Genomic DNA, 21,976 nt, shown 5'->3' with positions numbered 1-21,976 from the left:
ATGGCCACCGAACCCGACCCACAGCTGCTGATCACCAGCCTGCTGGAGACGGCCCCGATCGGCATTGCGGTGCTGGACGCCGAGTGCCGCTACCTGCACATCAACGCCTTGCTGGCCGCCTCCAACGGGCTGCCGGCAGCCGCCCATATCGGCCAGCGGCCGCGAGACGTGCTGCCGGACGCCGGCCCCGGGCTGGAAACCATCATGCAGGCGGTGCTGGCCAGCAACCAGGCGCGCACCCGCTTTGCCGCCTGTGCCGAGATCCCGCCCGGCTCCGGCAAATTGCGGCACTGGGAAGCCAGCTATCACCCGCTGCCGGGGCGCGACGGCCAGCCAGCCGGCATCATCGCCATGGTGGAGGACGTCACCGTCCGCCACGAAGCCGAGCGCCTGCAACGCGAAAACGACGCCCACGTCCGCCGCGTGCTGGACAACCTGTTCACCTTTGTCGGCGTACTCAGTCCGGACGGCACCCTGCACAGCGCCAACCGTGCACCGCTGGAAGCCGCCGGCATCCGCATGAGCGATGTGTACGGGCTGAAATTCTGGGATTGCTACTGGTGGAGCTACGCCCCGCACGTCCAGGCCCAGCTGGAGCACGCCGTGATGCAGGCCGCCTGTGGCGAGGTGTCGCGCTTTGACGTGGTGGTCCGCATGGCTGGCGACAGCCGCTTGCCGATCGACTTCATGCTGGCGCCGTTACGCGACGAGCACGGCCAGATCACCCACCTGATCGCCTCCGCCATCGACATCAGCGCCCGCAAGCGCAGCGAAGACGCGCTGCGCCAAAACGAAGCCCTGCTGCGCGAAGTGGTCGAGGCCATCCCCGACGGGCTGATGATGATCGATAGCCAGGGGCTGATCCGGCTGGTGAACCAGCGCATGGAAAGCCTGTTCGGCTACCCGCGCGCCACGCTGCTGGGGCAGCACTTCGACTATCTGCTGCCGGAAACCCTGCGCGAGTCGCACCGAGCCCGGGTACAGCACTACATGCAAGCCCCTGCCAGCCGGGATATCGCCAGCAGCCAGGTGCTGCAGGCCCGGCGCCGCGACGGCAGCCTGTTTCCGTGCGAGATCGGCCTGACACCTTTGCTGGTGGGCGGCAAGCCGCACGTGCTGGCGTCGATCACCGACATTACCGAGCGCTATCAGGCGCGACAGGCCATCGAACAGGCGCTGCAGGAAAAAACCGCGCTGCTGGGCGAGGTGCACCACCGCGTCAACGACAACCTGCAGGTGATCTCCAATCTGCTGCAATTGCAGGCGCGCCACGCCAGTGCCGAAGTGCAGGCCGCGCTGGCCGACAGCCAGAACCACGTGCGCGCCATGGCGCTGATCCACCAGCTGCTGTACGAGCGCAAGGACTTCGCCCACTTGCCGCTGGGCGATTACCTGCACCGTCTGCTGCAACTGCTGCAACCGGCACACGGCGACATCCGGCTGCATTACCAGCCGGCGGCCAAGGAAGTGATGCTGGCGATGTCGCAGGGCATACCGCTGGGCTTGCTGGTCAGCGAGCTGATCAGCAACGCCATACACCACGCGTTTGCCAGCGGCCTGGGGGACATTTACCTGGACTTGCAACAAGACGGCGACACCACCTGCCTGGTGGTGCGCGACAACGGCTGCGGCCTGCCGGCCGGCAGCTACCCGGGCCCGGGCCGCTCGCTGGGGTTCCAGATGCTGCCCTTGCTGGCGCAATTACTGCATGCCAGCCTGGAATGCGATACGCCACCGGGCGGCGGCACGCGCTTTACGCTGCGCTTCCGGGTGGCAGCCGCGACGGCCACGGCTGGGGGCACGCCCGGATGACGGGCAAAAAAAAATCCCCTGGGATACTCCACAGGGGCCAACACGAGGAAGAAACATCTCGCCGGCTGGGCCGACACGATGCTTCGAGGGGCTAACACCACAAAAACCTTTCGGCTTGAGTGCGCTGCACAATTTAAGGCAATTACTCTAGATTGTCCATTGTTTTATCAGGGGATTGGCAATAAGTTCCGCTTGCACGTGGTGATTTTGTTCGCCAAGCAGGCTAAACAGACTGCATCAATCCCATAGGCATTGACCGCTACCGCAATCCAAGCAACTGGCAATCCGTCAAACAGCACAAGGGCTGCTTGCATGGCAAGCAGCCCTTGTGTTCACCACGCCAGCAGCCTGCCGGGCCGGTGCCTGTCTCAGTTCTTCACCGGCCGCTTGGCCAGCATGCGCTGCAGCGTGCGGCGGTGCATGTTCAACGCCCGGGCGGTGGCCGACACATTACCGTCGTGCTCGGCCAGCACGCGCTGCAGGTGCTCCCAGCTGACGCGCTTGAGCGACATCGGCTGCGTGGTGACGTCCTGCTCGGGGTTGGCCGCCACCTGGCCCAATGCGTTCAGGATGTCGTCGACACCGGCCGGTTTGGCCAGATAGTTGACCGCGCCCAGCTTCACCGCCTCCACGGCGGTGGCGATGCTGGCGTAGCCGGTCAAGACCAGAATCCGTGCCGCCGGGGCTTTTTCCAGCAACAGCGGCAGCAGGCGCAGGCCGCTTTCGCCGGCCAGGTTGAGGTCGAGGATAATGTGCGGCGGCGGCGCCGCCGCAACTTCGCCCAGCGCCGCATCGGGGTTGGCCGCATGGCGTACGGCATAGCCGCGCCGCGTCAGGCTGCGCGCCAGCACCGTGGCAAAGGCCACGTCGTCGTCGATGATCAGCAAGTCGTTCATGGGGTTTCCAGTGGCAAGCGCAAGGTGGCGCAGACGCCGCCCTGCGGGTCGTTATCCAGGTTCAGTTCGCCGCCCAGGTGCGACAGCGTCACGTGCGACAGCATCACCCCCAGGCCCAGGCCGGCCGGCTTGCTGCTGTCCAGCGGCGCCAGGCCGGCACGCGCCAGTTGCGCAGGGCTGAGGCTGCCGCGCCGGTTGCGGATCTGCAAGGTCAGCCAGCCATCGTCGCTGGCGACGGTCAGCTCCACTTCGCCGCCGCCGGCTTCCGCCGCATTGTTCAGCAGATTGAAAAAGGCCGGCCAGAAGCGCGGGTCGAACGCCACCGCCGGGCCACCGTGGTGTAAACCATGGCGCAGCAGCTTCACGTCCGGGCGGCTGGAATGCCAGCCCTGCAGCCGCTCGTCCAGCGCCTCGCATAAGGGCTGCGGCGCCGGCCGGCTTTCAGCGCCGGCTTTCAGTCGCGCCAGCGCTTCGCGGCACACCGCCAGCTGGCCGTGCATCAGCTGCAGGTCCTGCACCAGCTCGGGTGGCGTGGCGTAGCTGGCCTGCATGTCTTCGCACAGCAGGGTCAGCGTATTGAGCGGGGTGGACAGCGTGTGCGCCGCCCCTGCCGCCTGCACCCCCAGCGCCACCAGCTGTTCGTCGCGCAGCTGCGCCTCGCGCGCGGCGGCCAGCGCCGCTTCGCGCTGCGCCAGTTGCCAGGCGAGGTAGGACACAAAGCCGGTCAGCAGCGTCACCGACACCGCAAAGGTGATCCACATCCCCACCAGGTGCAGCTGGAAGGCGTAGGCGGCATCGTCACCGGCCAGCGGCCACGGCAGGTGCCAGACAAACAGCAGGCCGTAAGCCATCAGGCTGACGATGGCCAGCCCCCAGGCCCGCGCCGGCGGCAGCAGCAAGGCGCCAAACAGCACCGGCGGCAAATACAGCGAAGCCAGCGGGTTGGCCGCACCGCCGGTCAGCGCCAGCATTTCGGTCAGCACCGCGATATCGGCCAGCAGGCCGATGGTAATCAGCTCGCGCGGCGGCAAGCCGCGCCGCGCCAGCCAAGGCGTCAGCAGATTCAGCAGCGCCAGCGTCAGCCACGCCTGCCCCAGCAAGACCAACGGCAGCACCAGGCCGGCCAGCTGGCCCAACACGATCAGCAATAGCGCGGCCAGCAGCATGGCCCAGCGCAGTTGCAGCAGGCGCTGCTGCACCAGTTCGAGGTTGGCCGCAAACAGGGCCGGAAACACGGTAGGCATCATGGCGGCACTTTACCATCGCCATCGATAGTGGCGCAGCGCTGCGGCATTTTGTCGCGGCCACAAAAAAGAAAGCCACCCGTTCGCAGTGGGTGGCCTCAACTGTTCTAGTTCGCAAGCAGGGGCGCCCCCCTGCTGACCAGCAATGTAGCGCATGGCCGGCGGCGGCGGAATGCGACACCTTGCCGCAGGGGGGCTACAAGGCGGCGATCACCGCATCGCAGAACTGCGCAGTGCCGGCGCTGCCCCCCAAGTCCGGCGTGCATTCGCCGCCTGCCAGCACCTGCCGGACGGCCTGTTCCAGCCGGTTGGCTTCCTGCGGCTGCTGCCAGTGGTGGCGCAACAGCATGGCCAGCGACAGCAGGCTAGCCACCGGGTTGGCCACGCCCTGGCCGGCAATGTCGGGCGCGCTGCCGTGTACCGGTTCGGCAATGGCCACGCCCTGCCCCAGGTTCAGCGACGCCGCCACGCCCAGGCCGCCGCCAAATGCCGCCGCCAGATCGGACAGGATGTCGCCGTACAGATTGGGCGCCAGCAGCACGTCGAACGCCTGCGGCGCCTGCGCCAGTTTCAGCGCGGCGGTATCCACCAGCATTTCGTCTACCTGCAGCTGCGGGTAACGCACCGCCACCTCGCGTGCGCAATCGCGGAACAGGCCGTCGCTCAGCGGCATGATATTGGCTTTATGCACGATGGTGACGCGGCGGCGCCCGGCCGCTGCGGCCAGCGCAAACGCGCTCTCGGCCACCCGCAGCGACGCAGCGCGGGTGATGCGCTTGATGGCGGTGGCGGTGTCGCCGTCGCTTTGCTCCTCGCCCACGTACAGGTCTTCGGTGTTTTCGCGCACCACCCACAGATCCACCCCCGGCAGGCCGCAGTCTGGCAGGCTGAGGGTTGGCCGCAGGTTGGCGTGGCAGCCCAGCAAGCGCCGCAACTGCACGATGGGCGAGCGGTAGCCGGCCACCGCCCGCGCCGGCGAGCTGACCGCGCCAAACAGCACCGCGCCGCACGCACGCGCCGCCGCCAGCGTGGCGTCCGGCAACGCCGTGCCCTGCTGCTGAAAGGTGGCCCAACCGGCGTCGGCGCTGACCGTTTGCAAGGCGGGCAGCAGGTGCTGCAGCACCCGTACTGCCTGCGGCACCACCTCGGCGCCAATGCCGTCACCGGCGATCACGCACAGTTTCATCACTGCTCTCCGTGTTGTTGTTGCAGGGCAACATAGCGCGCCGCGTGTAGGCGCGCAACTACAGGCTGTCCGACACCCTGACAGCCGCGTACGTGCTGCGTATCGAGAACTTATATCATTATATAAATTGACCAACATCAAAAAACGCAATAAAGACAGAACCTTTCCGTCCAAGCAGTTATTTGCAAGCTGCGGTAGAATGGCGGCTTGATGATTTTTGCCTGTATCCAAAGACAATCCACATGGCTACTCTTTCGACCGAAACCGTCCTGTCCGTCCATCACTGGAACGACACCCTGTTCAGCTTCACCTGCACCCGCGACCCGGGTCTGCGTTTCATCAACGGCCAGTTCGTGATGATCGGTCTGGAAGTGAACGGCAAACCGCTGATCCGTGCCTACTCGGTGGCCAGCGCCAACTGGGAAGAACACCTGGAGTTCTACTCCATCAAGGTACAGAACGGCCCGCTGACCTCGCGCCTGCAGCACCTGCAACCGGGTGACAAGGTGGTGATCTCCGGCAAGCCCACCGGCACCCTGGTGCAGGACAACCTGCTGCCGAACGCCAAGCACCTGTTCCTGCTGTCCACCGGCACCGGCCTGGCCCCGTTCATGTCCATCATCAAGGACCCGGAAGTCTACGACCTGTACGACAAGATCTTCCTGATCCACGGCGTACGCTGGGTCAGCGAGCTGGGCTACCACGACTACATCACCAAAGAGCTGCCGGCACACGAGTTCCTGGGCGAGATCATCAGCGAGAAGCTGGTGTACTACCCCACCGTTACCCGCGAACCGTTCGCCAACCAGGGCCGTCTGACCGACCTGATCAAGAGCGGCGAGCTGGCACAGCGCCTGGGCATTCCGCAGCTGAACCCGGAAACCGACCGCGCCCTGCTGTGCGGCAGCCCGGCCATGCTGGAAGACACCTGCCACATTCTGGAAGAGCTGGGCTTCAAGGAGTCGCCGCGCATGGGCGAGCCGGGCCACTTCGCCATCGAGCGCGCCTTCGTCGAGAAGTAAGCGCCGGTCTGCGGCCAACCCTGCCACACCCCGCCACGGCGGGGTGTTTTGCTTGGTGCAGCTACCGGCTTATCAGCCAGGCGGCAGGCTAGACGTGCCATAGCCCAGCCGCGTGGCCACGCCCAGCAGGAAATCCACCACCGCGCGTACCCGCGCCGAACGGTAACGATCGGCGTGGTACACCAGCCAGCTGGTGCCCTGGTAGCGGCCCAGCAGCTGCCAGTCCGGCAGCACCGCCAGCAGCCTGCCCTCGTCCAGCGCCTGGCGGGCGGTAAAGTCGGGCAGGCTGGCGATACCCATGCCCCACTCGGCGGCCTCGCGCCGCATCTCGCTGTGGTTGCTGGCGTAGCGGCCGCGCACGTTCACCACTACCCGTTCGTTGTCGCGCACCGCACACCACTCGTCGTCGCCGGCCTGCTCGGCCAGGTGCAGGCAGCTGTGGCGCACCAGTTCGGACGGGTGCTGCGGCGTGCCGTGCTGCGCAAGATAGGCCGGTGCGGCGTACAGCTTGGTACGCACCACCATGAACGGCCGCGCCACGTAGCCGGCGGGCGGGTCGCCCAGCCGCAGCGCGATGTCCACGCCGTCGGCGATCAGGTCGGCCGGCTGGTCGCTTACCTGCAATTCCAGCGCCAACTGTGGATAAGTCTGCAACAAGGCCGGTAGCTGTGGATGAATGATCTGGCGCAAGGCGGCCTTCGGTGCGGCCAACCTCACCCGCCCTGCCACGGTGCTGGCGTGCCGGGCGGCGCCGTCGCAAGCGGCACGGGCCGCGTCCAGCATGCTGCGCGCGTGGCGTACCACTTCCTGTCCGCCACTGGTCAGCCGTAGCCGGCGCGTGCTGCGCTCCAGCAGCGTCAGCCCCAGTGCCGCCTCCAGCCGCGCCATCTGCCGGCTGACCGCCGACGGCGTGCTGCCCTGCAGCCGTGCCGCCGCGCTGAACGAGCCGGCTTCCACCACGTCCACCAGCACTGCCAGGTCCGGCAGCAGCGGTAACAGTTCATTTGTTCTCATGGCGCACAAATCCTTTGCCTGAATGGCCGATTATCAGCCTGAATGACCAGTTTCATACTGGGCCACACCCAAGACAAGGAGAAATCATGCCCACCCGCCGCCCACTGCCGCCCGAGTTGCTATTGCTGCTGACTGCCGTGATCTGGGGCAGCAGCTACAGCATGGTGAAGACCGCGCTGGCCTACTACCCGGTGGCCGGCGTCATCGCCATCCGCTTTCTGCTGACCGCCGCGCTGCTGCTGCCGTACTGGCTGCGGCTGCCGGCGCCACAGCGTGCCGCCACGGTACGGGTAGCGCTGCCGACCAGCGTCGGCCTGCTGGCCATTTTTCTGGCCGAGACCGCCGGCGTGGCGCACACCAGCGCCGGCAAGGCGGCGTTTCTGGTCAGCCTGTGCCTGCTGCTGACGCCGCCGGTGGAATGGCTGTGGCTGGGCAAGCGTCCGGCCGGCAAGCTGTGGCTGGCCGCCATCGTGTCGCTGTTGGGCACCTGGTTGCTTACCGGCATGGCCGGCGGCGGCCTGAATCCAGGCGACGCGCTGATGCTGCTGGCGGCGCTGATCCGCGCCTTCCAGAGCTGTCTGGCGACGCGGCTGACCGCCGGCAAGGGCATCGACATGCTGGGGCTGACTGCGGTGCAAGGCCTGCTGGTGGGCGCCGCCGCGCTGGCGCTGGGCCTGCTGCAGCCGGGCGGGCTGCCGGCCTTGCCGCTGCAGGCGGACTTCTGGCTGCCGATGCTGTTCCTGACGCTGTGCTGCACGCTGTTTGCGTTCTGGGCGATGAACCGCGCGCTGGCGGCCACCAGCCCCAGCAAGGTGGCGCTGCTGCTGGGTAGCGAACCGCTGTGGGGCGCGCTATTTGCGGTGAGCTGGCTGGGCGAGCCGCTGGCCGCTAGCGGCTGGCTGGGCGGACTGATGATCGCCGGCGCCGCCTTATGGCTGGCGTGGCCGGCACGGCAGAGCGCCGCCGCCTGAATCAAGCCGGCAGCGTCTGCGCCGCCAGCAAGCGCGGCGACGGCTCACCGTACAGATAGCCCTGCAGCAGGTCGGCGCCGGCGTCCAGCGCCAGCGCCTGCTGCACCGGTGTTTCGATGCCCTCGCACACCACTTGGGCGCCCAGGTCCTGGATCAGCCGCACCAGCACCGGCAGCACCTTGGCCGCGCGCGGGTTCTGCGCTGCCTGCGCCGTCAGGCTGCGATCGAGCTTGACGATGTCCGGCTCCAGCGCCCACAGGCGGTCGAAGTTGGAATGGCGGGCACCGAAATCATCGATGGCAATGCGGAAACCCTTGGCCTTGTACGCGGTAATGGCCTGCTGCAGCAAGGCCAGGTCATCGACGCTGGATTCGATGATCTCCAGCACCACCTGTTGCGGCGCCAGCCCGCAGTAAGCCAGCAACGCTTCGAAGGTAGCGCCGTGGCGGCCGCTGGCAATGCCCAGCAGATGGCGGCCGTTGACGTTCAGGTACAAGGCCTGCTGTTGCGGCTGCTGGGTCAGGAAGTTGACGCTGTGGATGACGCGGCACAGCCGGTCCACGCCGATCACGTTGTGGCTGTCGTCCAGCGCGGCAAAAAAGCGGTCCGGCGCGATGCGCCGCCCCTGCGGGTCGCTGACGCGCAGCAGCGCTTCGTAGGCCACCGCTCGTTACTGGCGGTCGAGCAAGGGCTGGTAGTGGCTGTCCAGCCGCAAGTGGCCAAGGCGGCCGAAGGCGCCGTCGTCGTCAAAGGCCAGCTGCGGCCCGGCGCCGTGCTGCGAACGGCCCCAGATCTCGAAATAGCTGACCAGCCGTTGCAGATTCACGCCATGCCTCGCAAGGAAAAAGGAAAGCGGCCAAGGTTGGCCGCAAGGGCTGCCCCGCCCGCTGGCAGGCGGGGGCCACGCTGTGCCTTATGCGGGTACTCAGTCCTGCACTGCCGGCAGCAGCGCCTGGCGCACGCTGTCTTCGTCCAGCGCGGCCGAGCACAGCTCGATGAAGCGGTAGGCGTAGCTGCGCAGGTAGTGGCCGCGACGGATGGCGACGCGGGTGGTCTGGTGGCCAAACAGCGGCGCGCCTTCTACCACGCGTACCTGGCTGTCGCGCTGCGCATCCACCGCCATCGAGGCGATGATGCCGACGCCCAGCTCCAGCTCCACGTAGGTCTTGATCACGTCGGCATCCAGCGCTGCCATCACGATGTCCGGCGCCAGGCCAGCGTCGGCAAAGGCGCGGTCGATCTGGGCGCGCCCGGTAAAGCCCTGGTGGTAAGTGACGATCGGGTACTCGGCCAGCGTGTCCAGCGACAGCGTTTGCCCGTGCAGCGGGTGCTCGGGCGGTGCGATCACCGCGTGGTGCCAGCTGTAGTACGGGAAGGACACCAGCTCCGGCACCTCGGCCACCGCTTCGGTGGCGATGCCGATGTCGGCCTCGCCGGCCAGCAGCAGGCGCACCAGCTCGTCCGGGCTGGCCTGGTGCAGCACCAGGTGCACTTTTGGGAAGGCTTTCTTGAACGCGGTCACCACCTTGGGCAGCGCGTAGCGCGCCTGGGTGTGGGTGGTGGCAATGGTGAGCTGGCCCTCGTCGCGCAGGCTGAACTGCTCGGCCAGGCGCTTGATGTTGCCGGCGTCCAGCAGCATGCGCTCCACGATCACCAGCAGTTCCTTGCCGGGGTCGGTCAGGCCCAGGAAGCGCTTGCCCTTGCGGATGAATAGCTCCACGCCCAGCTCGTCTTCCAGGTCCTTGATGTGTTTGGATACGCCAGACTGCGAGGTAAACAGCGCGTTGGCGACCTCGGTCAGGTTGAAGTTCTGGCGCACCGTTTCACGGATGATGCGAAGTTGCTGGAAATTCATGCGGCACCTGCGGTTTCGGGTTGGGCAAACACGCGCACGGCGCGCGGTTGCAGGCGCACAGTCTGGCCTGCGGCCAACTGTGCCACAAGCGGGTTGGCCGCGTGCAGTTCGACGTCAAAATGCTGACCCGCCACGTCGGCCAGGCCTTCCAGCTCCACACGGGTCAGCGCGCCCAGCGTCAGCACGCGGCTGATGCGTGCCGGAATGCCGCTGGCGTCCGGCTGCAGCACGATGTCCAGCTCGTGCGGGCGAACGAAGGCAACAACCTTGTCGTGCGCCGGCTGTGCCTCACCGGTCAGCGTGCTGGCGCCCACGGCGATGCCGCCGGCGCTGCTGCTGCCTTCAAAGCGGTTAGCCGCACCCAGAAAGCCGTACACGAACGGTGTGGCCGGCTGGCGGTATACCTCGGCCGGGCTGCCGATCTGCTCGACGCGGCCGTGGTTCATCAGCACCACGCGGTCGGCCACTTCCAGCGCTTCTTCCTGGTCGTGGGTCACGAAGATGGAGGTGATGTGCAGCTCGTCGTGCAGGCGGCGCAGCCAGCGGCGCAGCTCTTTGCGCACCTTGGCGTCCAGCGCGCCGAACGGCTCGTCCAGCAGCAGCACGCGCGGCTCTACCGCCAGCGCACGGGCCAGTGCAATACGCTGGCGCTGGCCGCCGGACAGCTGAGCCGGAAAGCGGTCGGCCAGCCAGTCCAGCTGTACCAGGTTCAACAGCTCGTGCACCTTGCGCTTGATCTCGGCTTCGGACGGACGTTGGCCGCGCGGCTTCATGCGCAGGCCGAAGGCCACGTTGTCGAACACGGTCATGTGGCGGAACAGCGCATAGTGCTGAAACACAAAGCCCACCTGGCGCTCGCGCACGTGGGTGTCGGAGGCGTCTTCGCCATCCAGCAGCACCTTGCCGCTGTCGGCTTGTTCCAGGCCGGCAATGACGCGCAGCAAAGTGGTCTTGCCGCAACCGGACGGACCCAGCAGCGCCACCAGCTCGCCGGCGGGGAAGTCCAGGGTCAGGTTGTCCAGCGCCACGAAGTTGCCGAACGCCTTGTGAATGTTTTGTACCTGAATGCTCATCTCAATCCTCCTGCACAAGGCTGTTGCTGGCACGCCATTCCACCCAGCTCTTCACCGCCAGCGTCACCAGCGCCAACAGGGCCAGCAGCGACGCCACGGCAAAGGCAGCCGCGAAGTTGTACTCGTTGTAAAGAATTTCCACATGCAGCGGCAGGGTGTTGGTTTCGCCACGAATGTGGCCGGATACCACCGATACCGCGCCGAACTCGCCCATCGCCCGCGCATTGCTGAGGATCACGCCGTACAGCAGCGCCCAGCGCACATTGGGCAGCGTTACGTGCCAGAACACCTGCCAGCCACGGGCGCCCAGTACCACAGCGGCTTCTTCTTCCTCCCGCCCCTGCGCCTGCAGCAGCGGAATCAGCTCGCGCGCCACGAACGGTACGGTCACAAACACGGTGGCCAGCACAATGCCGGGCACGGCAAAAATCACCTTGATATCGTGCGCCAGCAACCAGGGGCCAACCCAGCCGTGGCTGCTGAACACCAGCACGTAGATCAGGCCGGCCACCACCGGCGACACCGAAAACGGCAGGTCAATCAGCGTGATCAGCAGTTGTTTGCCACGGAAGTCAAAACGGGTGATGGCCCAAGCAGCGGCCACGCCAAACACCAGGTTCAGCGGTACCGAGATGACGGCGGCCAACAGCGTCAGCTTCACCGCCGACAGCGCGTCCGGCTCTACCAGCGCGGCGAGGTAGGTGTCCCAGCCCTTGGCCAGCGCCTCGACAAACACCACCAGCAAGGGCAGCAGCAAGAACACGGTAAAGAAGCCCAGCGCAACGGTGAGGATGGTGTACTTCACCCACGGCGCCTCGCGGGTGGCCTGGCGGCTTTCCAGCAGCGCCGCCTTGTCGTGCTGCAGGGTCAATGAGGATACGGCACCGGCCATTACGCACTCCTTCCGTTACGGCGTGCCTGCCACGCCTGCAAACCGTTGATCGCCAGCAGCAACAGGAACGACGCCACCAGCATCACGCTGGCGATGGCGGTCGCGCCGGCGTAGTCGTATTGCTCCAGCTTGCTGATGATCATCAGCGGGGTAATTTCCGACACCATCGGGATATTGCCGGCAATGAAGATCACCGAGCCGTACTCGCCTACGGCGCGGGCAAAGGCCAGCGCAAAACCGGTCATCATTGCCGGCTGCAACACCGGCAGGATCACGTGGCGGAAGGTCTGCCAGCGGTGCGCGCCCAGGCTGGTCGCGGCTTCTTCCAGCTCGGTTTCCATGTCTTCCAGCACCGGCTGCACGGTACGCACCACAAACGGCAGGCCGATGAATACCAGCGCCACCAGCACGCCCAGCGGGCCGAACGCCACCTTGATGCCCAGTGGCTCCAGGTACTGGCCTAGCCAGCCGTTACCGGCGTACAGCGCAGTCAGCGCAATACCGGCTACTGCGGTCGGCAGCGCGAATGGCAGGTCCACCAGCGCGTCCACCAGCTTCTTGCCAGGAAAGCGGTAGCGCACCAGCGCCCACGCCAGCAGCAGGCCGAACACGCTATTGATGGCGGCGGCCAACAGCGCCATGCCGAAGCTCAGCCGGTACGAGGCCAGCACGCGCGGCGCGGTCACCGCGTCCCAGAACGCTTCCAGCGGCAGCGCGCTGGAGCGGATGAACACGGCTGACAGCGGGATCAGCACGATCAGCGACAGATAAGCCAGGGTGAAACCCATCGACAGGCCAAAGCCGGGCAATACCCGTGGCAAGGTGGCAGCGCGGCTCATGGGCGGCGTCCTTTCAGGGTGAGCATCATCATGCATCCCGTGGTTGATATGACTGGGAACAGCATATTGGCCGCCGCTTTATTCCAGAAATAAGGATTTCTTCGTTACTTATTCAATAACCAGAAAAGAAAAAACTGGCTATTGATAGAAGAAAATGCACTAAAGCGAGTGCAGACAGATCACGGCGCGACCGGCACTAGAATTCGCCGAACTGCGGCTGCGCCGCCAGCCGGCGCAATGCGGCCAACAGCGGGCTGAGTTCGGCCAGCGCGTCGCGGCCTTGCAGCAAGTGGAATCGCGCCTGCCACACCGCCGCCAGCGAGGCGGCCTGGGTCAGGCGTGCCGAATGGGCGTCGGGGCGATGACACGCCACCAACGCGGGGAAAGGCAAAGGGGATGCCGCCAGCGCGTCACCGTCCGGCTGCAGCAGCAAGGCGGCACGGCACAGCGCGTTGCCACGCCAGCTGGCCAAGGCCGGCAAGCAATGACCGCCGTGCGCCAGCAACAGGAAGGGCTGGCCGGCAGGCGGCAACAGCAGGCCATCGGCGTCAGGCAAAACACCCTGCCGGCGCGCCAGCGCCAGCAGGGTGAGGCCATCGGGGTGGCTGACGTCGCCCTGCAGCAGCAAGGGCAACGAAGGCGGGATCATTACTTGGCCTGGATCTGGTCGAACACGCCACCGTCGTCGAAGTGGGTCTTTTGTGCCTTGGTCCAGCCGCCGAACAGCTGATCGATGGTGAACAGTTTCACCTTGCTGAACTTGTCGGCGTACTTGGCAGCCACCTTGGCGTCACGCGGGCGGTAGTAGTTGGCCGCGGCCAACTCCTGGCCTTCCGGGCTGTACAGGTACTGCAGGTAAGCCTCGGCTACCTTGCGGGTACCGCGCTTGTCTACCACCTTGTCCACCACGCTCACCGGCGGCTCGGCCAGAATCGACAGCGACGGGGTGACGATGTCGAACTTGTCCGGGCCCAGCTCCTTGGTTACCAGGTAGGCTTCGTTTTCCCACGCCAGCAGTACGTCACCGATGCCGCGCTGGGTGAAGGTAACGGTGGCACCACGGGCACCGGAATCCAGCACCTTCACGTTCTGGAAGACTTTCTTCACGAAGTCCTTGGCCTTGGCGTCATTGCCACCCGGCTGCTTCAGCGCGTAGCCCCAGGCCGCCAGGTAGTTCCAGCGCGCGCCGCCGGAGGTTTTCGGGTTCGGGGTGACCACTTCCACGCCCGGGCGGATCAGGTCGTTCCAGTCCTTGATGGCCTTGGGGTTGCCCTTGCGCACCAGGAACACGATGGTGGAGGTATACGGTGCCGAGTTGTTCGGCAGGCGCTTTTGCCAGGTCGGCGGAATCAGCTTGGCTTCGGTGTTCAACGCGTCCACGTCGTAGCCCAGCGCCAGCGTCACCACGTCGGCCTCCAGGCCGTCGATCACGGCGCGCGCCTGCTTGCCGGAGCCACCGTGCGATTGCTTGATGGTAACGGTTTCACCGGTCTTGGCTTTCCACTGCTTGGCGAAGGCGGTGTTGAAGTCCTGGTACAGCTCGCGGGTCGGGTCGTAGGACACGTTGAGCAGGGTCACGTCGGCCAGGGCGTGGCCGGCCAGGGCAAACAGCAGGGTAGTAGCAGTAGCAAGGCGGGTAAGGCGCGTCATGGTGTATCCCCATCAGTGAGAGTGCGATGGGGGAAATCTAGCCAAGGCGGCGGCCGGCCAGAACCAAGAAAATCTGCTTTGCTTATCAAGCATTCTTCGATAAGCAATGCAGCTTGCGGCCAACTAGCGCTGCAGCAAGGCCGGCAAGGCGCCCACATCGGCCAGGTAATGCAGCGCCGCCACCTTGCCGTCTTGCAGTGCCAATACCGTGAGTTTGCCGGCTTCGCGCGGCAACATCGCTACATTGGCCGCATCGCGCGCCAGCCACACCGCAAACGGCAGCTCGCGCATGGCCGGTACGGCAAACAGCCGCGACACCAGCGCCGGCATGCGGCTGATGTCGGCCACGTACACCACGCCATCGCGCTGCGCCGCCGGCAAGGCGGCCAACACCGGGTGCAGCGCGTCGCTGACGGCGCGGTCGTGGCTGAACAGCAGCCAGCGCGTGTCGGTCGTCAGCGTGTGGTTTTTATCGAACTGGTCGGCCAGCGCCAGCGGCGGCAGCGTATCGCCCACCGCAAGGTTGGCCGCCAGGGCAGCCGGGTTCAGCAACAGGCATAGCGACAGCAGGGCAAACAGGCGGCGCAGCATGGCAGGGCTTTCAGATGAGAATGGCTCGCATCATATCGCCAAACCGTGCAGGCTGGCCATGCGCCACAGCGCTGCCAGCAAGGCCAGCGCCATCGCCGGCAGGCCCAGCAGCCCGCGCGGCAGCCAGTGCTGCGGCACAAAACCGACGCCGCGTACCAGCGCCGCCGACATCGCCCACATCAGCAACATGGCCGCCGGGTGGTCGGCCAGCCCTTCCGGCGTGGTGAGCCACTGCGGCTGCAGGCTGATGCCCAGCATCAGCCCTACCCCCAGCAGCAAGGCCAGCGGCCGGGTGCGCGCCGGCTCAGACACCGCCCTGCTCCGGCACGCCGCGCTGGGCGCGGTCTTGTTCGTACTCGCCCCACATCGCGTTCAACACTCCCAGCAGCACCGCAAAGCCGATGCCCAGTACCCAAGCGAAATACCACATGATGTTTCCTTTCGATCCAGCGTTTTTAATCCAGCGCCTGGCAAAGCTGCTTGCCCGGCTGCGCCACCGGCTGGCACTGCCCGGCAAGCCAGGCGGCCACCGCCAGCAGCGGCTCGCGTTCCTGCGTTTGCGCCAGCGTGATGCCGGCTGCGGCCAACCTTTGCGCCAGCCCCTGCCCGCCGCCGGCGGCCAGGATGACCTGGCAGGCGGCCAGCGGGTGGCCGTGCAGGCTGGCCTGGCGCAGCATGGCGCTGGCCGGCAGCAACAGCAGCTGCGGCGCGGCCAGGCCACCGCTATCCACCAACAGGAAGCGAGTGCACTTGCCAGGGTGGGCACTCACCTCGCGCCCGTTCTGGCAACACACGGCTATCTTCATCGCGGCGGCCTCAGTACGTGCTGTGGCTGTTTTCACGCACGTAGGCCGCCGTCACCTTGCCAGCCATCACCGCATACGCCCAGCGGGTGTACAGCAGGATGATGGGCACGAATACCAGCGCTACCGCCAGCATCAGCCCCAGCGTCATGTGGCTGGAGGTGCTGTCCCACACCGTCAGGCTGGACGCCAGATGGCTGGACGACGGCATGATGAAGGGGAACAGCGAGATGCCGGCGGTGCCGATGATGCCGGTCAGCCCCAGCGCACTGGCCCAGAAACCGGCAAAGCTGCGGCCAACTCTGGCCAGCAGCACGGCACCGATCAGGCCGGCGTAGCCCAGCAACGGCAACAGCATGGCCAGCGGCCAGCGCTGGTAGTTGGCCAGCCAGGCGCCGGTTTCGCGTACCACGGTTTTGGCCAGCGGGTCGGGCAAGGCATTGCCATTTACGGCGGAGCTGATCACGTAGCCATCAATCCCCAATGCCAGCCACACCCCCGCAGCGGTGAAGCCCAACAGCGCCACCAGCACACTGATATTCAGCGCACGGGCGGCACGGGCCTGCACGGCGTCTTCGGTGCGGTGCACCAGGTAGATGGCACCGTGGGCGGTAATCATGGCGCTGGACACCACGCCGCACAGCAGCGCAAACGGGTTCAGCAGTGCCCAGAAGCTGCCTTCGTAGAATGACACCAGATGGCTGTCAAAATGGAAGGGCACGCCCAGGAACAGGTTGCCAAAGGCCACGCCAAAGATCAGCGGCGGCACAAAACCTCCGACGAACAGGCCCCAGTCCCAGGCGGTACGCCAGGTGGGGTTGTCGATCTTGCTGCGGTAGTCAAAACCCACCGGGCGGAAGAACAGCGCCCACAGCACCGCCAGCATGGCCCAGTAAAAGCCGCTGAACGCGGTGGCGTACACGAATGGCCAGGCGGCAAAGATGGCACCGCCACCGGTGATGAACCACACCTGGTTGCCGTCCCAGTGCGGGCCGACGGTGTTGATCACCACGCGGCGTTCCACGTCGGTTTTACCGACAAAGGGCAGCAGTGTGCCCACGCCCATATCGTGGCCGTCCATGATGGCAAAGCCGACCAGCAGCACGCCTACCAGCAGCCACCAGATGATTTTCAGGGTTGCGTAATCCAGCATGATGACTCCTTAGTGAGCGGGGGCTTCGTTGGCGTAGCGGCCAGTACCCAGGCTGCCGGGGCCCTGGCGGGCAAAGCGCACCATCAGGTACATCTCGGCGCACAGCAGCACGGTGTAGAAGCCGACAAAACCGGCCAGCGAGCCGTACAGCGACGCTTCGGACAAGGTGGACACCGACAGCCGCGTTGGCAGCACACCGTAGATCGTCCACGGCTGGCGGCCGTATTCGGCCACAAACCAGCCCACCTCGCAGGCCACCCACGGCAGCGGCAGGCTGTACAGCGCCAGCTTCAGCAAGCGGCGGTTGGCCGCAAAGCTGCCGCGCACCGAGCTCCACAACGCCCAGCCAAACAAGCCCAGCATGGCCATGCCCAGCGCCACCATGAGGCGGAAGCTCCAGAACATCGGCGCCACTTTCGGGATGGTGTCGCGCGCGGCGGCATCAATCATCGCCGGCGTGGCTTGTGCCACATCGTCGGTGTATTTCTTCAGCAGCAAGCCAAAGCCCAGGTCGGCCTGGTGCGCCTTCAGCTGAGCCTGTGCCGCGGTATCGCCACGGTTGATGCGCAATTTGTCCAGCGCCACCACCGCCTGCTGGCCGGACACGATACGGGCACGGTTGGCCGCCATGATCTCGTGGATACCGGGGATTTCCTTGCTCACCGAACGGGTGCCGATCAGGCCCATGACCCAGGGTACTTCGATGGCCCAGTCGTTCTTCATCTCGGCTTCGTTAGGCCAGGCAATCACGTTGAACGACGCCGGCGCCGGCTCGGTGTGCCACATCGCTTCCATGGCTGCCAGCTTGGTCTGTTGCGATTCGCCTACCGAATAGCCAGACTCGTCGCCCAGCACGATCACCGAGCACACGCTGGCAAAGCCGAACGCGGCGGCAATACGGAAGCTCTTCTTGGCAAACTCCACGTCACGGCCGCGCAGCAGGTACCAGCTGGAAATCGACAGCACGAACATGGCACCGGTAACGTAGCCGGCCGACACGGTGTGCACGAACTTGGCCTGCGCCACCGGGTTGAACAGCACCGCCCAGAAGTCCGTCATTTCCATGCGCATGGTGTGGTAGTTGAACTCGGCCCCGATCGGGTTCTGCATCCAGCCGTTGGCGATGAGAATCCACAGCGCCGACAGGTTGGAGCCCACCGCCAGCAGCACCGTCACCAGCAAGTGCTGCTTGCGCGACAGGCGGTCCCAGCCAAAGAAGAACAGGCCGATCATCGTAGATTCGAGGAAGAAGGCCATCAGGCCTTCGATAGCCAGCGGGGCGCCGAAGATATCGCCCACATAGTGCGAGTAGTACGCCCAGTTGGTACCAAACTGGAATTCCATGGTGATGCCGGTGGTCACCCCCAGCGCAAAGTTGATGCCGAACAGCTTGCCCCAGAACTTGGTCATGTCCTGGTACACCTGCTTGCCGGTCATTACCCATACGGTTTCCATGATCACCAGCAGCCACACCATCCCCAGCGTGAGCGGCACAAACAGAAAGTGGTACATCGCCGTGGCGGCAAACTGCAGCCGCGACAGGTCCACAACATTATCGAGCATGTTCTTCTCCTGATTGACGGGCGGCCGTGGCCGGCGCCGCGACCATACTGGCCATCGCCTGCGTATCCACCTGCACCCGCTGCGGGGCGATGAAGGCATGCCACAAGCCGTACAGCACGGCCAGTTTCAGTACGATCACCCACGCCAGTTCGCGGCGCAGGCGGCGGTCTTCCGGTAACACGATGCAGCCCTCCCTGAGCAAAGGCCGCCGGCAAACCATGCCGGCAACAGGGTTAAAGTGTGCTGCTGCGGCCAACCCGCCGGAATGTGACACGTTGCCGCAGCCTGCCCGGCTTACCGCAAGCCGCATGCCATGCCCGAAGCCGGCAAAATGCGCCCCCAGGCGCCGTTTTGGCGGCATAATTAGCCAATACCGTCATGTCAGGACTGACACAAATGTCACCCATTCCGCCGCAATCCACGCTGGCTACCATCGCCGCCATGCTGGACGCCGTGCCCGACCCGCGCATCGTCATCACCCCCGACTACACCATCCGTCACGCCAACCCGGCCTACCGCGCCGCCTATGGCGACGACGCCGTTGGCCGCGCCTGCTTCGCGGTGTCGCACGGCTACGCCCGCCCCTGCGACGAGGAAGGCGAAAGCTGCCCGCTGAAAGCCACACTGGAAAGCGGCCAGCCAGAGCGCGTGCTGCACATCCACCGCAGCCGCCACGGCGACGAACACGTGGACGTAGAACTGTCACCCATGTCAGACGTCAGCGGCTACCCGCTCTTGTTTGTGGAGAAGATGAAACCGCTGGCGCTGGCCAGCAGCCAGGCGGTGCCGGACCGCATGGTGGGCCGCAGTGCGGCGTTTCGCCGCATGCTGTTGCTGGCGCAGCGGGCGGCGCCGTCGACGGTGGCGGTGTTGTTGCAGGGGGAATCGGGCACCGGCAAGGAAGGTCTGGCGCGCGCCATTCACGACGGCGGCGGCGCGACGCGGCCGTTTGTGGCGGTGGATTGCGCCAGCCTCACCGAAACGCTGCTGGAGAGCGAGCTGTTCGGCTACGAAAAAGGCGCCTTCACCGGCGCGACGCAGCGCAAGCAGGGCCTGGTGGAAGCGGCCAACGGCGGCACGCTGTTCCTGGATGAAATCGGCGACCTGCCGCCCAGCCAGCAGGTAAAACTGCTGCGGCTGCTGGAAAGCGGCACCTTCCGCCGCGTGGGCGGCATCAGCAGCATACCGGCGCGCTTCCGCGTGATTGCCGCCACCCACCGCGACCTGGCGCAGATGGTGCGCGACGGCAGCTTCCGCGCCGACCTGTACTACCGGCTGGCGGTGTTTCCGCTGCGCCTGCCACCGCTACGCGAGCGGCAGGAAGACATCCCGCTGCTGGCCGAGGCGCTGCTGGCACGGGTGGCGCCGGGGCGCGGCCTGACGCTGGCGCCCGACGCGCTGGCCTGGCTGCTACAGCACCCGTTCCCCGGCAATATCCGCGAGCTGCGCAATCTGCTGGAGCGCGCCAGCCTGCTGTGCGACGGCGACCGCATCCAGCCGGAGCACCTGTGGCTGGATGCGCTGGCGCAGCCTGCGGCCAACCCTGACGGCCACTTTCATAGCCCCTTGCTGCCACTGGCGGCGCTGGAGCAGCGCTACCTGGCGTGGGCACTGGCCAGCCACCGTGGCGACCGTGCCAGCCTGGCGGCGGCGCTGGGCATGACCGAGCGCACGCTGTACCGCAAGCTGGCCACGCTGGCTGATCTGTCAGCTGGCACGACAGATGCTACTAGCTAGCGACAAACCTCCAAGTTTGCCTTGGCCCGCGCCGCGAACGCGGGCCGTTTTTTTGCCTACTTCCAGCCGAACAAACTGCGCAGGCCGGCCAGCAGCTCGCCGTCGCGCGGTAGCGGCGCGTGCTGGCGGTGCTGCTGCAACAGCAGTTGCTGCTCGTCCAGCCGCTGTTGCAGCACGTCGCTGAGGTGGCGCTGCAGCGCGTCGCGCGCCAGGAACACTTGCTGGAACACCTCGCGGCCAACGCGGTAGCACTCCACATGGCCGGCGGCGCGCACGCCGTAAGCGCTGGGTGCCTGCATCAGCAGGCCCATCTCGCCGAAGAAATCGCCGCTTTGCAGCCGGCCCAGTACCAGCTCCTGGCCGTCAGGCTGGCGGCAGAGCATGTCGGCCTCGCCGCGCACCATGATGTACAGCCATTCCGCCACCTGCCCTTGCGCCAGCATCACGTCGCCCTGCACGAAGGGGGTGAACTTCAGGCTGTCGGCCATGCTGGCCAGCGTGTCGTCGTCCAGCATGGCAAACAGCGGCAGCTGGCGCAGCACCGCCACCCGCTCGGCAGAGTGGCGCTTGTGGCGGGCGTCGCGGTACTCGCCTTCGGTATTCATGAACACGTTGAACACGGGTGGCGTCAGGCGGCGGTCGTTGCGGCGCAGCGCGGCGTCGATCAGCGTGCGCACCGACGAATCGGTGGCGTCGTCGGCCTGCATGTCGGTCAGCCAGTAGCGCACCGCGTAGCGGCCGATACCGTTTTCCACACTCATCAGCACGCAGTTGGGCGCCGGCTCGCTGGCGATGCCGGGCAGCGACGCCTCGCGCAGCGACTTTTCCACCAGCTGGATGATCTGCGTGGGCAAGGTGTCCAGCGTGATGTCGAACCACACCCAGCGCCGCCACAGCTGGGGTTGGCCGCGGCGCCGGCCCTGGATGGTGAAGCGCTGCTTCAGCAGCATGCTGTTGGGGATGATCACCGTCTCCCAGTTGCGGGTTTCGATGCTGGTGGCGCGCCAGTTGATTTCCACCACCCGGCCGCTGGTCTTGTCGATTTCCACCCAGTCGCCGATGCGCAGCGAATCGTCCAGCTGGATGGCCACGCCGGCCAGCAGGTTGCCCAGCGTGTCCTGCATGGCAAACGCCAGTACGGCGGTGATGACGGCCGAGGTGGCCACGATCTGCCCCAGTTCCACCCCGGCACTGTGCAGCCGCAGCAGGCCCCAGGCCAGGTAACACAGGCTGACGAAGATATCTTCGATGATGCGCGGCGGGCGCCAGCCCAGCCACGGTAGCAGCAGGTGGAACAGGATCAGCCCCCACAGGCGCAGCAACAGGATGCCGGCCACCAGCACCAGCAGCGCGGGCAGCCAGTAGCCGCCTGGCGGCAGCAGGCCGGGCGGGATCTGCAGCGGCGCCAGCAGCCAGCACAGCAGCAGGCCCGCCAGCGGCAGGCGCATCGCCCGGCGCAAGGCGGGGCGACGCCAGGCCAAAGCGGCCAACAACATGGCGCTTGGCAAAGCCACGCCGGGCAGCCAGGCCGGCCACAACAGGGAGGTGTCGTACTGCATCAGGGGGTACCGAGTTCCGGATCATCGCTGCAGTATAGGCCGCAGCCACCGCGCCACCTTGCGCTGGCTTAAAGGCCGGTCAGCCCGATTGTTTACAGCGGCGCCGGCCCCAAGGG

Annotated in this window: 24 protein-coding genes; 4 read left to right on the top strand and 20 right to left on the bottom strand. The window is 66.1% G+C overall.

The window, feature by feature from the left end:
- Positions 1-1,812: a PAS domain-containing protein gene (locus FLQ03_RS04505; protein ID WP_144373294.1), complete on the top strand. Its 1,812-nt coding sequence runs from the start codon at positions 1-3 to the stop codon at positions 1,810-1,812.
- A 368-nt stretch (positions 1,813-2,180) separates the two neighbouring features.
- Here the strand turns inward: FLQ03_RS04505 and FLQ03_RS04500 are convergent, their stop codons facing one another.
- The 3 genes from FLQ03_RS04500 to FLQ03_RS04490 all read right to left on the bottom strand — a co-directional run bounded on the left by FLQ03_RS04500 (position 2,181) and on the right by FLQ03_RS04490 (position 5,138).
- Positions 2,181-2,708 carry a response regulator transcription factor gene (locus tag FLQ03_RS04500; protein WP_144373293.1) on the bottom strand — a complete coding sequence of 176 codons (528 nt, stop codon included), beginning with the start codon at positions 2,706-2,708 and terminating at the stop codon, positions 2,181-2,183.
- The gene (locus FLQ03_RS04495) at positions 2,705-3,955 is read right to left on the bottom strand and encodes an ATP-binding protein (RefSeq protein ID WP_144373292.1); all 1,251 of its coding nucleotides are present in this window, start codon (positions 3,953-3,955) and stop codon (positions 2,705-2,707) included. The genes FLQ03_RS04500 and FLQ03_RS04495 overlap by 4 nt, the downstream gene beginning before the upstream one ends.
- A 193-nt stretch (positions 3,956-4,148) precedes the next feature.
- A complete protein-coding gene (locus FLQ03_RS04490) occupies positions 4,149-5,138 on the bottom strand; it encodes an isocitrate/isopropylmalate dehydrogenase family protein (RefSeq protein WP_144373291.1) in 990 nt (329 codons plus the stop codon).
- Positions 5,139-5,380: 242 nt separating this feature from the next.
- On the opposite strand from FLQ03_RS04490, the gene FLQ03_RS04485 reads away from it, so the two are divergent.
- On the top strand, positions 5,381-6,160 hold the full coding sequence (locus tag FLQ03_RS04485) for a ferredoxin--NADP reductase (protein WP_144373290.1): 780 nt from the start codon (positions 5,381-5,383) through the stop codon (positions 6,158-6,160).
- A 72-nt stretch (positions 6,161-6,232) separates the two neighbouring features.
- Here the strand turns inward: FLQ03_RS04485 and FLQ03_RS04480 are convergent, their stop codons facing one another.
- Positions 6,233-7,174 carry a LysR family transcriptional regulator gene (locus tag FLQ03_RS04480; RefSeq protein WP_144373289.1) on the bottom strand — a complete coding sequence of 314 codons (942 nt, stop codon included), beginning with the start codon at positions 7,172-7,174 and terminating at the stop codon, positions 6,233-6,235.
- 86 nt (positions 7,175-7,260) lie between these two features.
- On the opposite strand from FLQ03_RS04480, the gene FLQ03_RS04475 reads away from it, so the two are divergent.
- The gene (locus tag FLQ03_RS04475; protein ID WP_144373288.1) at positions 7,261-8,145 is read left to right on the top strand and encodes a DMT family transporter; all 885 of its coding nucleotides are present in this window, start codon (positions 7,261-7,263) and stop codon (positions 8,143-8,145) included.
- Between the two features lies 1 nt (position 8,146).
- On the opposite strand, the gene FLQ03_RS04470 is transcribed toward FLQ03_RS04475, so the two are convergent.
- The 15 genes from FLQ03_RS04470 to cydP all read right to left on the bottom strand — a co-directional run bounded on the left by FLQ03_RS04470 (position 8,147) and on the right by cydP (position 18,745).
- The gene (locus FLQ03_RS04470; RefSeq protein ID WP_206210866.1) at positions 8,147-8,809 is read right to left on the bottom strand and encodes an EAL domain-containing protein; all 663 of its coding nucleotides are present in this window, start codon (positions 8,807-8,809) and stop codon (positions 8,147-8,149) included.
- Positions 8,810-8,815: 6 nt separating this feature from the next.
- Positions 8,816-8,971, bottom strand: coding sequence for a hypothetical protein (locus FLQ03_RS19250; RefSeq protein ID WP_206210865.1), 156 nt, complete (start codon positions 8,969-8,971; stop codon positions 8,816-8,818).
- 99 nt (positions 8,972-9,070) lie between these two features.
- Positions 9,071-10,000 (bottom strand): CysB family HTH-type transcriptional regulator, encoded by a 930-nt coding sequence (locus tag FLQ03_RS04465; protein ID WP_144373287.1) that lies wholly within the window; start codon positions 9,998-10,000, stop codon positions 9,071-9,073.
- Positions 9,997-11,073: a sulfate/molybdate ABC transporter ATP-binding protein gene (locus tag FLQ03_RS04460; protein ID WP_144373286.1), complete on the bottom strand. Its 1,077-nt coding sequence runs from the start codon at positions 11,071-11,073 to the stop codon at positions 9,997-9,999. Before FLQ03_RS04460 ends, FLQ03_RS04465 begins: the two co-directional genes overlap by 4 nt.
- Before the next feature lies 1 nt (position 11,074).
- Positions 11,075-11,965 (bottom strand): sulfate ABC transporter permease subunit CysW, encoded by an 891-nt coding sequence (gene cysW, locus FLQ03_RS04455; RefSeq protein WP_144373285.1) that lies wholly within the window; start codon positions 11,963-11,965, stop codon positions 11,075-11,077.
- Positions 11,965-12,804 (bottom strand): sulfate ABC transporter permease subunit CysT, encoded by an 840-nt coding sequence (gene cysT / locus FLQ03_RS04450; protein WP_144373284.1) that lies wholly within the window; start codon positions 12,802-12,804, stop codon positions 11,965-11,967. Before cysT ends, cysW begins: the two co-directional genes overlap by 1 nt.
- A 196-nt stretch (positions 12,805-13,000) precedes the next feature.
- A complete protein-coding gene (locus FLQ03_RS04445; RefSeq protein WP_144373283.1) occupies positions 13,001-13,453 on the bottom strand; it encodes a hypothetical protein in 453 nt (150 codons plus the stop codon).
- Entirely contained in the window at positions 13,453-14,454 is a 1,002-nt protein-coding gene (locus tag FLQ03_RS04440; RefSeq protein WP_144373282.1) for a sulfate ABC transporter substrate-binding protein, read from the bottom strand. Before FLQ03_RS04440 ends, FLQ03_RS04445 begins: the two co-directional genes overlap by 1 nt.
- 123 nt (positions 14,455-14,577) lie before the next feature.
- The gene (locus tag FLQ03_RS04435) at positions 14,578-15,045 is read right to left on the bottom strand and encodes a hypothetical protein (RefSeq protein ID WP_144373281.1); all 468 of its coding nucleotides are present in this window, start codon (positions 15,043-15,045) and stop codon (positions 14,578-14,580) included.
- A gap of 30 nt (positions 15,046-15,075) precedes the next feature.
- Positions 15,076-15,357 (bottom strand): cyd operon YbgE family protein, encoded by a 282-nt coding sequence (locus tag FLQ03_RS04430; protein ID WP_144373280.1) that lies wholly within the window; start codon positions 15,355-15,357, stop codon positions 15,076-15,078.
- On the bottom strand, positions 15,350-15,475 hold the full coding sequence (gene cydX / locus FLQ03_RS04425) for a cytochrome bd-I oxidase subunit CydX (RefSeq protein ID WP_144373279.1): 126 nt from the start codon (positions 15,473-15,475) through the stop codon (positions 15,350-15,352). Before cydX ends, FLQ03_RS04430 begins: the two co-directional genes overlap by 8 nt.
- A gap of 25 nt (positions 15,476-15,500) precedes the next feature.
- Positions 15,501-15,851, bottom strand: coding sequence for a NifB/NifX family molybdenum-iron cluster-binding protein (locus tag FLQ03_RS04420; RefSeq protein ID WP_144373278.1), 351 nt, complete (start codon positions 15,849-15,851; stop codon positions 15,501-15,503).
- A gap of 10 nt (positions 15,852-15,861) precedes the next feature.
- Positions 15,862-17,001 carry a cytochrome d ubiquinol oxidase subunit II gene (gene cydB / locus FLQ03_RS04415; protein WP_206210864.1) on the bottom strand — a complete coding sequence of 380 codons (1,140 nt, stop codon included), beginning with the start codon at positions 16,999-17,001 and terminating at the stop codon, positions 15,862-15,864.
- A gap of 9 nt (positions 17,002-17,010) precedes the next feature.
- Positions 17,011-18,564, bottom strand: coding sequence for a cytochrome ubiquinol oxidase subunit I (locus FLQ03_RS04410; protein ID WP_144373276.1), 1,554 nt, complete (start codon positions 18,562-18,564; stop codon positions 17,011-17,013).
- Positions 18,554-18,745 carry a cytochrome oxidase putative small subunit CydP gene (gene cydP / locus FLQ03_RS04405; RefSeq protein WP_144373275.1) on the bottom strand — a complete coding sequence of 64 codons (192 nt, stop codon included), beginning with the start codon at positions 18,743-18,745 and terminating at the stop codon, positions 18,554-18,556. The genes FLQ03_RS04410 and cydP overlap by 11 nt, the downstream gene beginning before the upstream one ends.
- Positions 18,746-18,960: 215 nt before the next feature.
- Here cydP and FLQ03_RS04400 point away from each other — a divergent pair, with 215 nt between their 5' ends.
- Positions 18,961-20,301 (top strand): sigma-54 interaction domain-containing protein, encoded by a 1,341-nt coding sequence (locus FLQ03_RS04400; RefSeq protein WP_144373274.1) that lies wholly within the window; start codon positions 18,961-18,963, stop codon positions 20,299-20,301.
- Positions 20,302-20,357: 56 nt separating this feature from the next.
- On the opposite strand, the gene FLQ03_RS04395 is transcribed toward FLQ03_RS04400, so the two are convergent.
- Entirely contained in the window at positions 20,358-21,860 is a 1,503-nt protein-coding gene (locus FLQ03_RS04395) for a mechanosensitive ion channel family protein (RefSeq protein ID WP_144373273.1), read from the bottom strand.
- Positions 21,861-21,976 lie beyond the last annotated feature (116 nt).

Origin of the sequence: Vogesella urethralis (genome assembly GCF_007644045.2) — a bacterium.
Taxonomy (GTDB): domain Bacteria; phylum Pseudomonadota; class Gammaproteobacteria; order Burkholderiales; family Chromobacteriaceae; genus Vogesella; species Vogesella urethralis.
The sequence above is the reverse complement of the archived record's forward strand: the minus strand, read 5'-3'. Positions and strand labels throughout refer to the sequence as shown.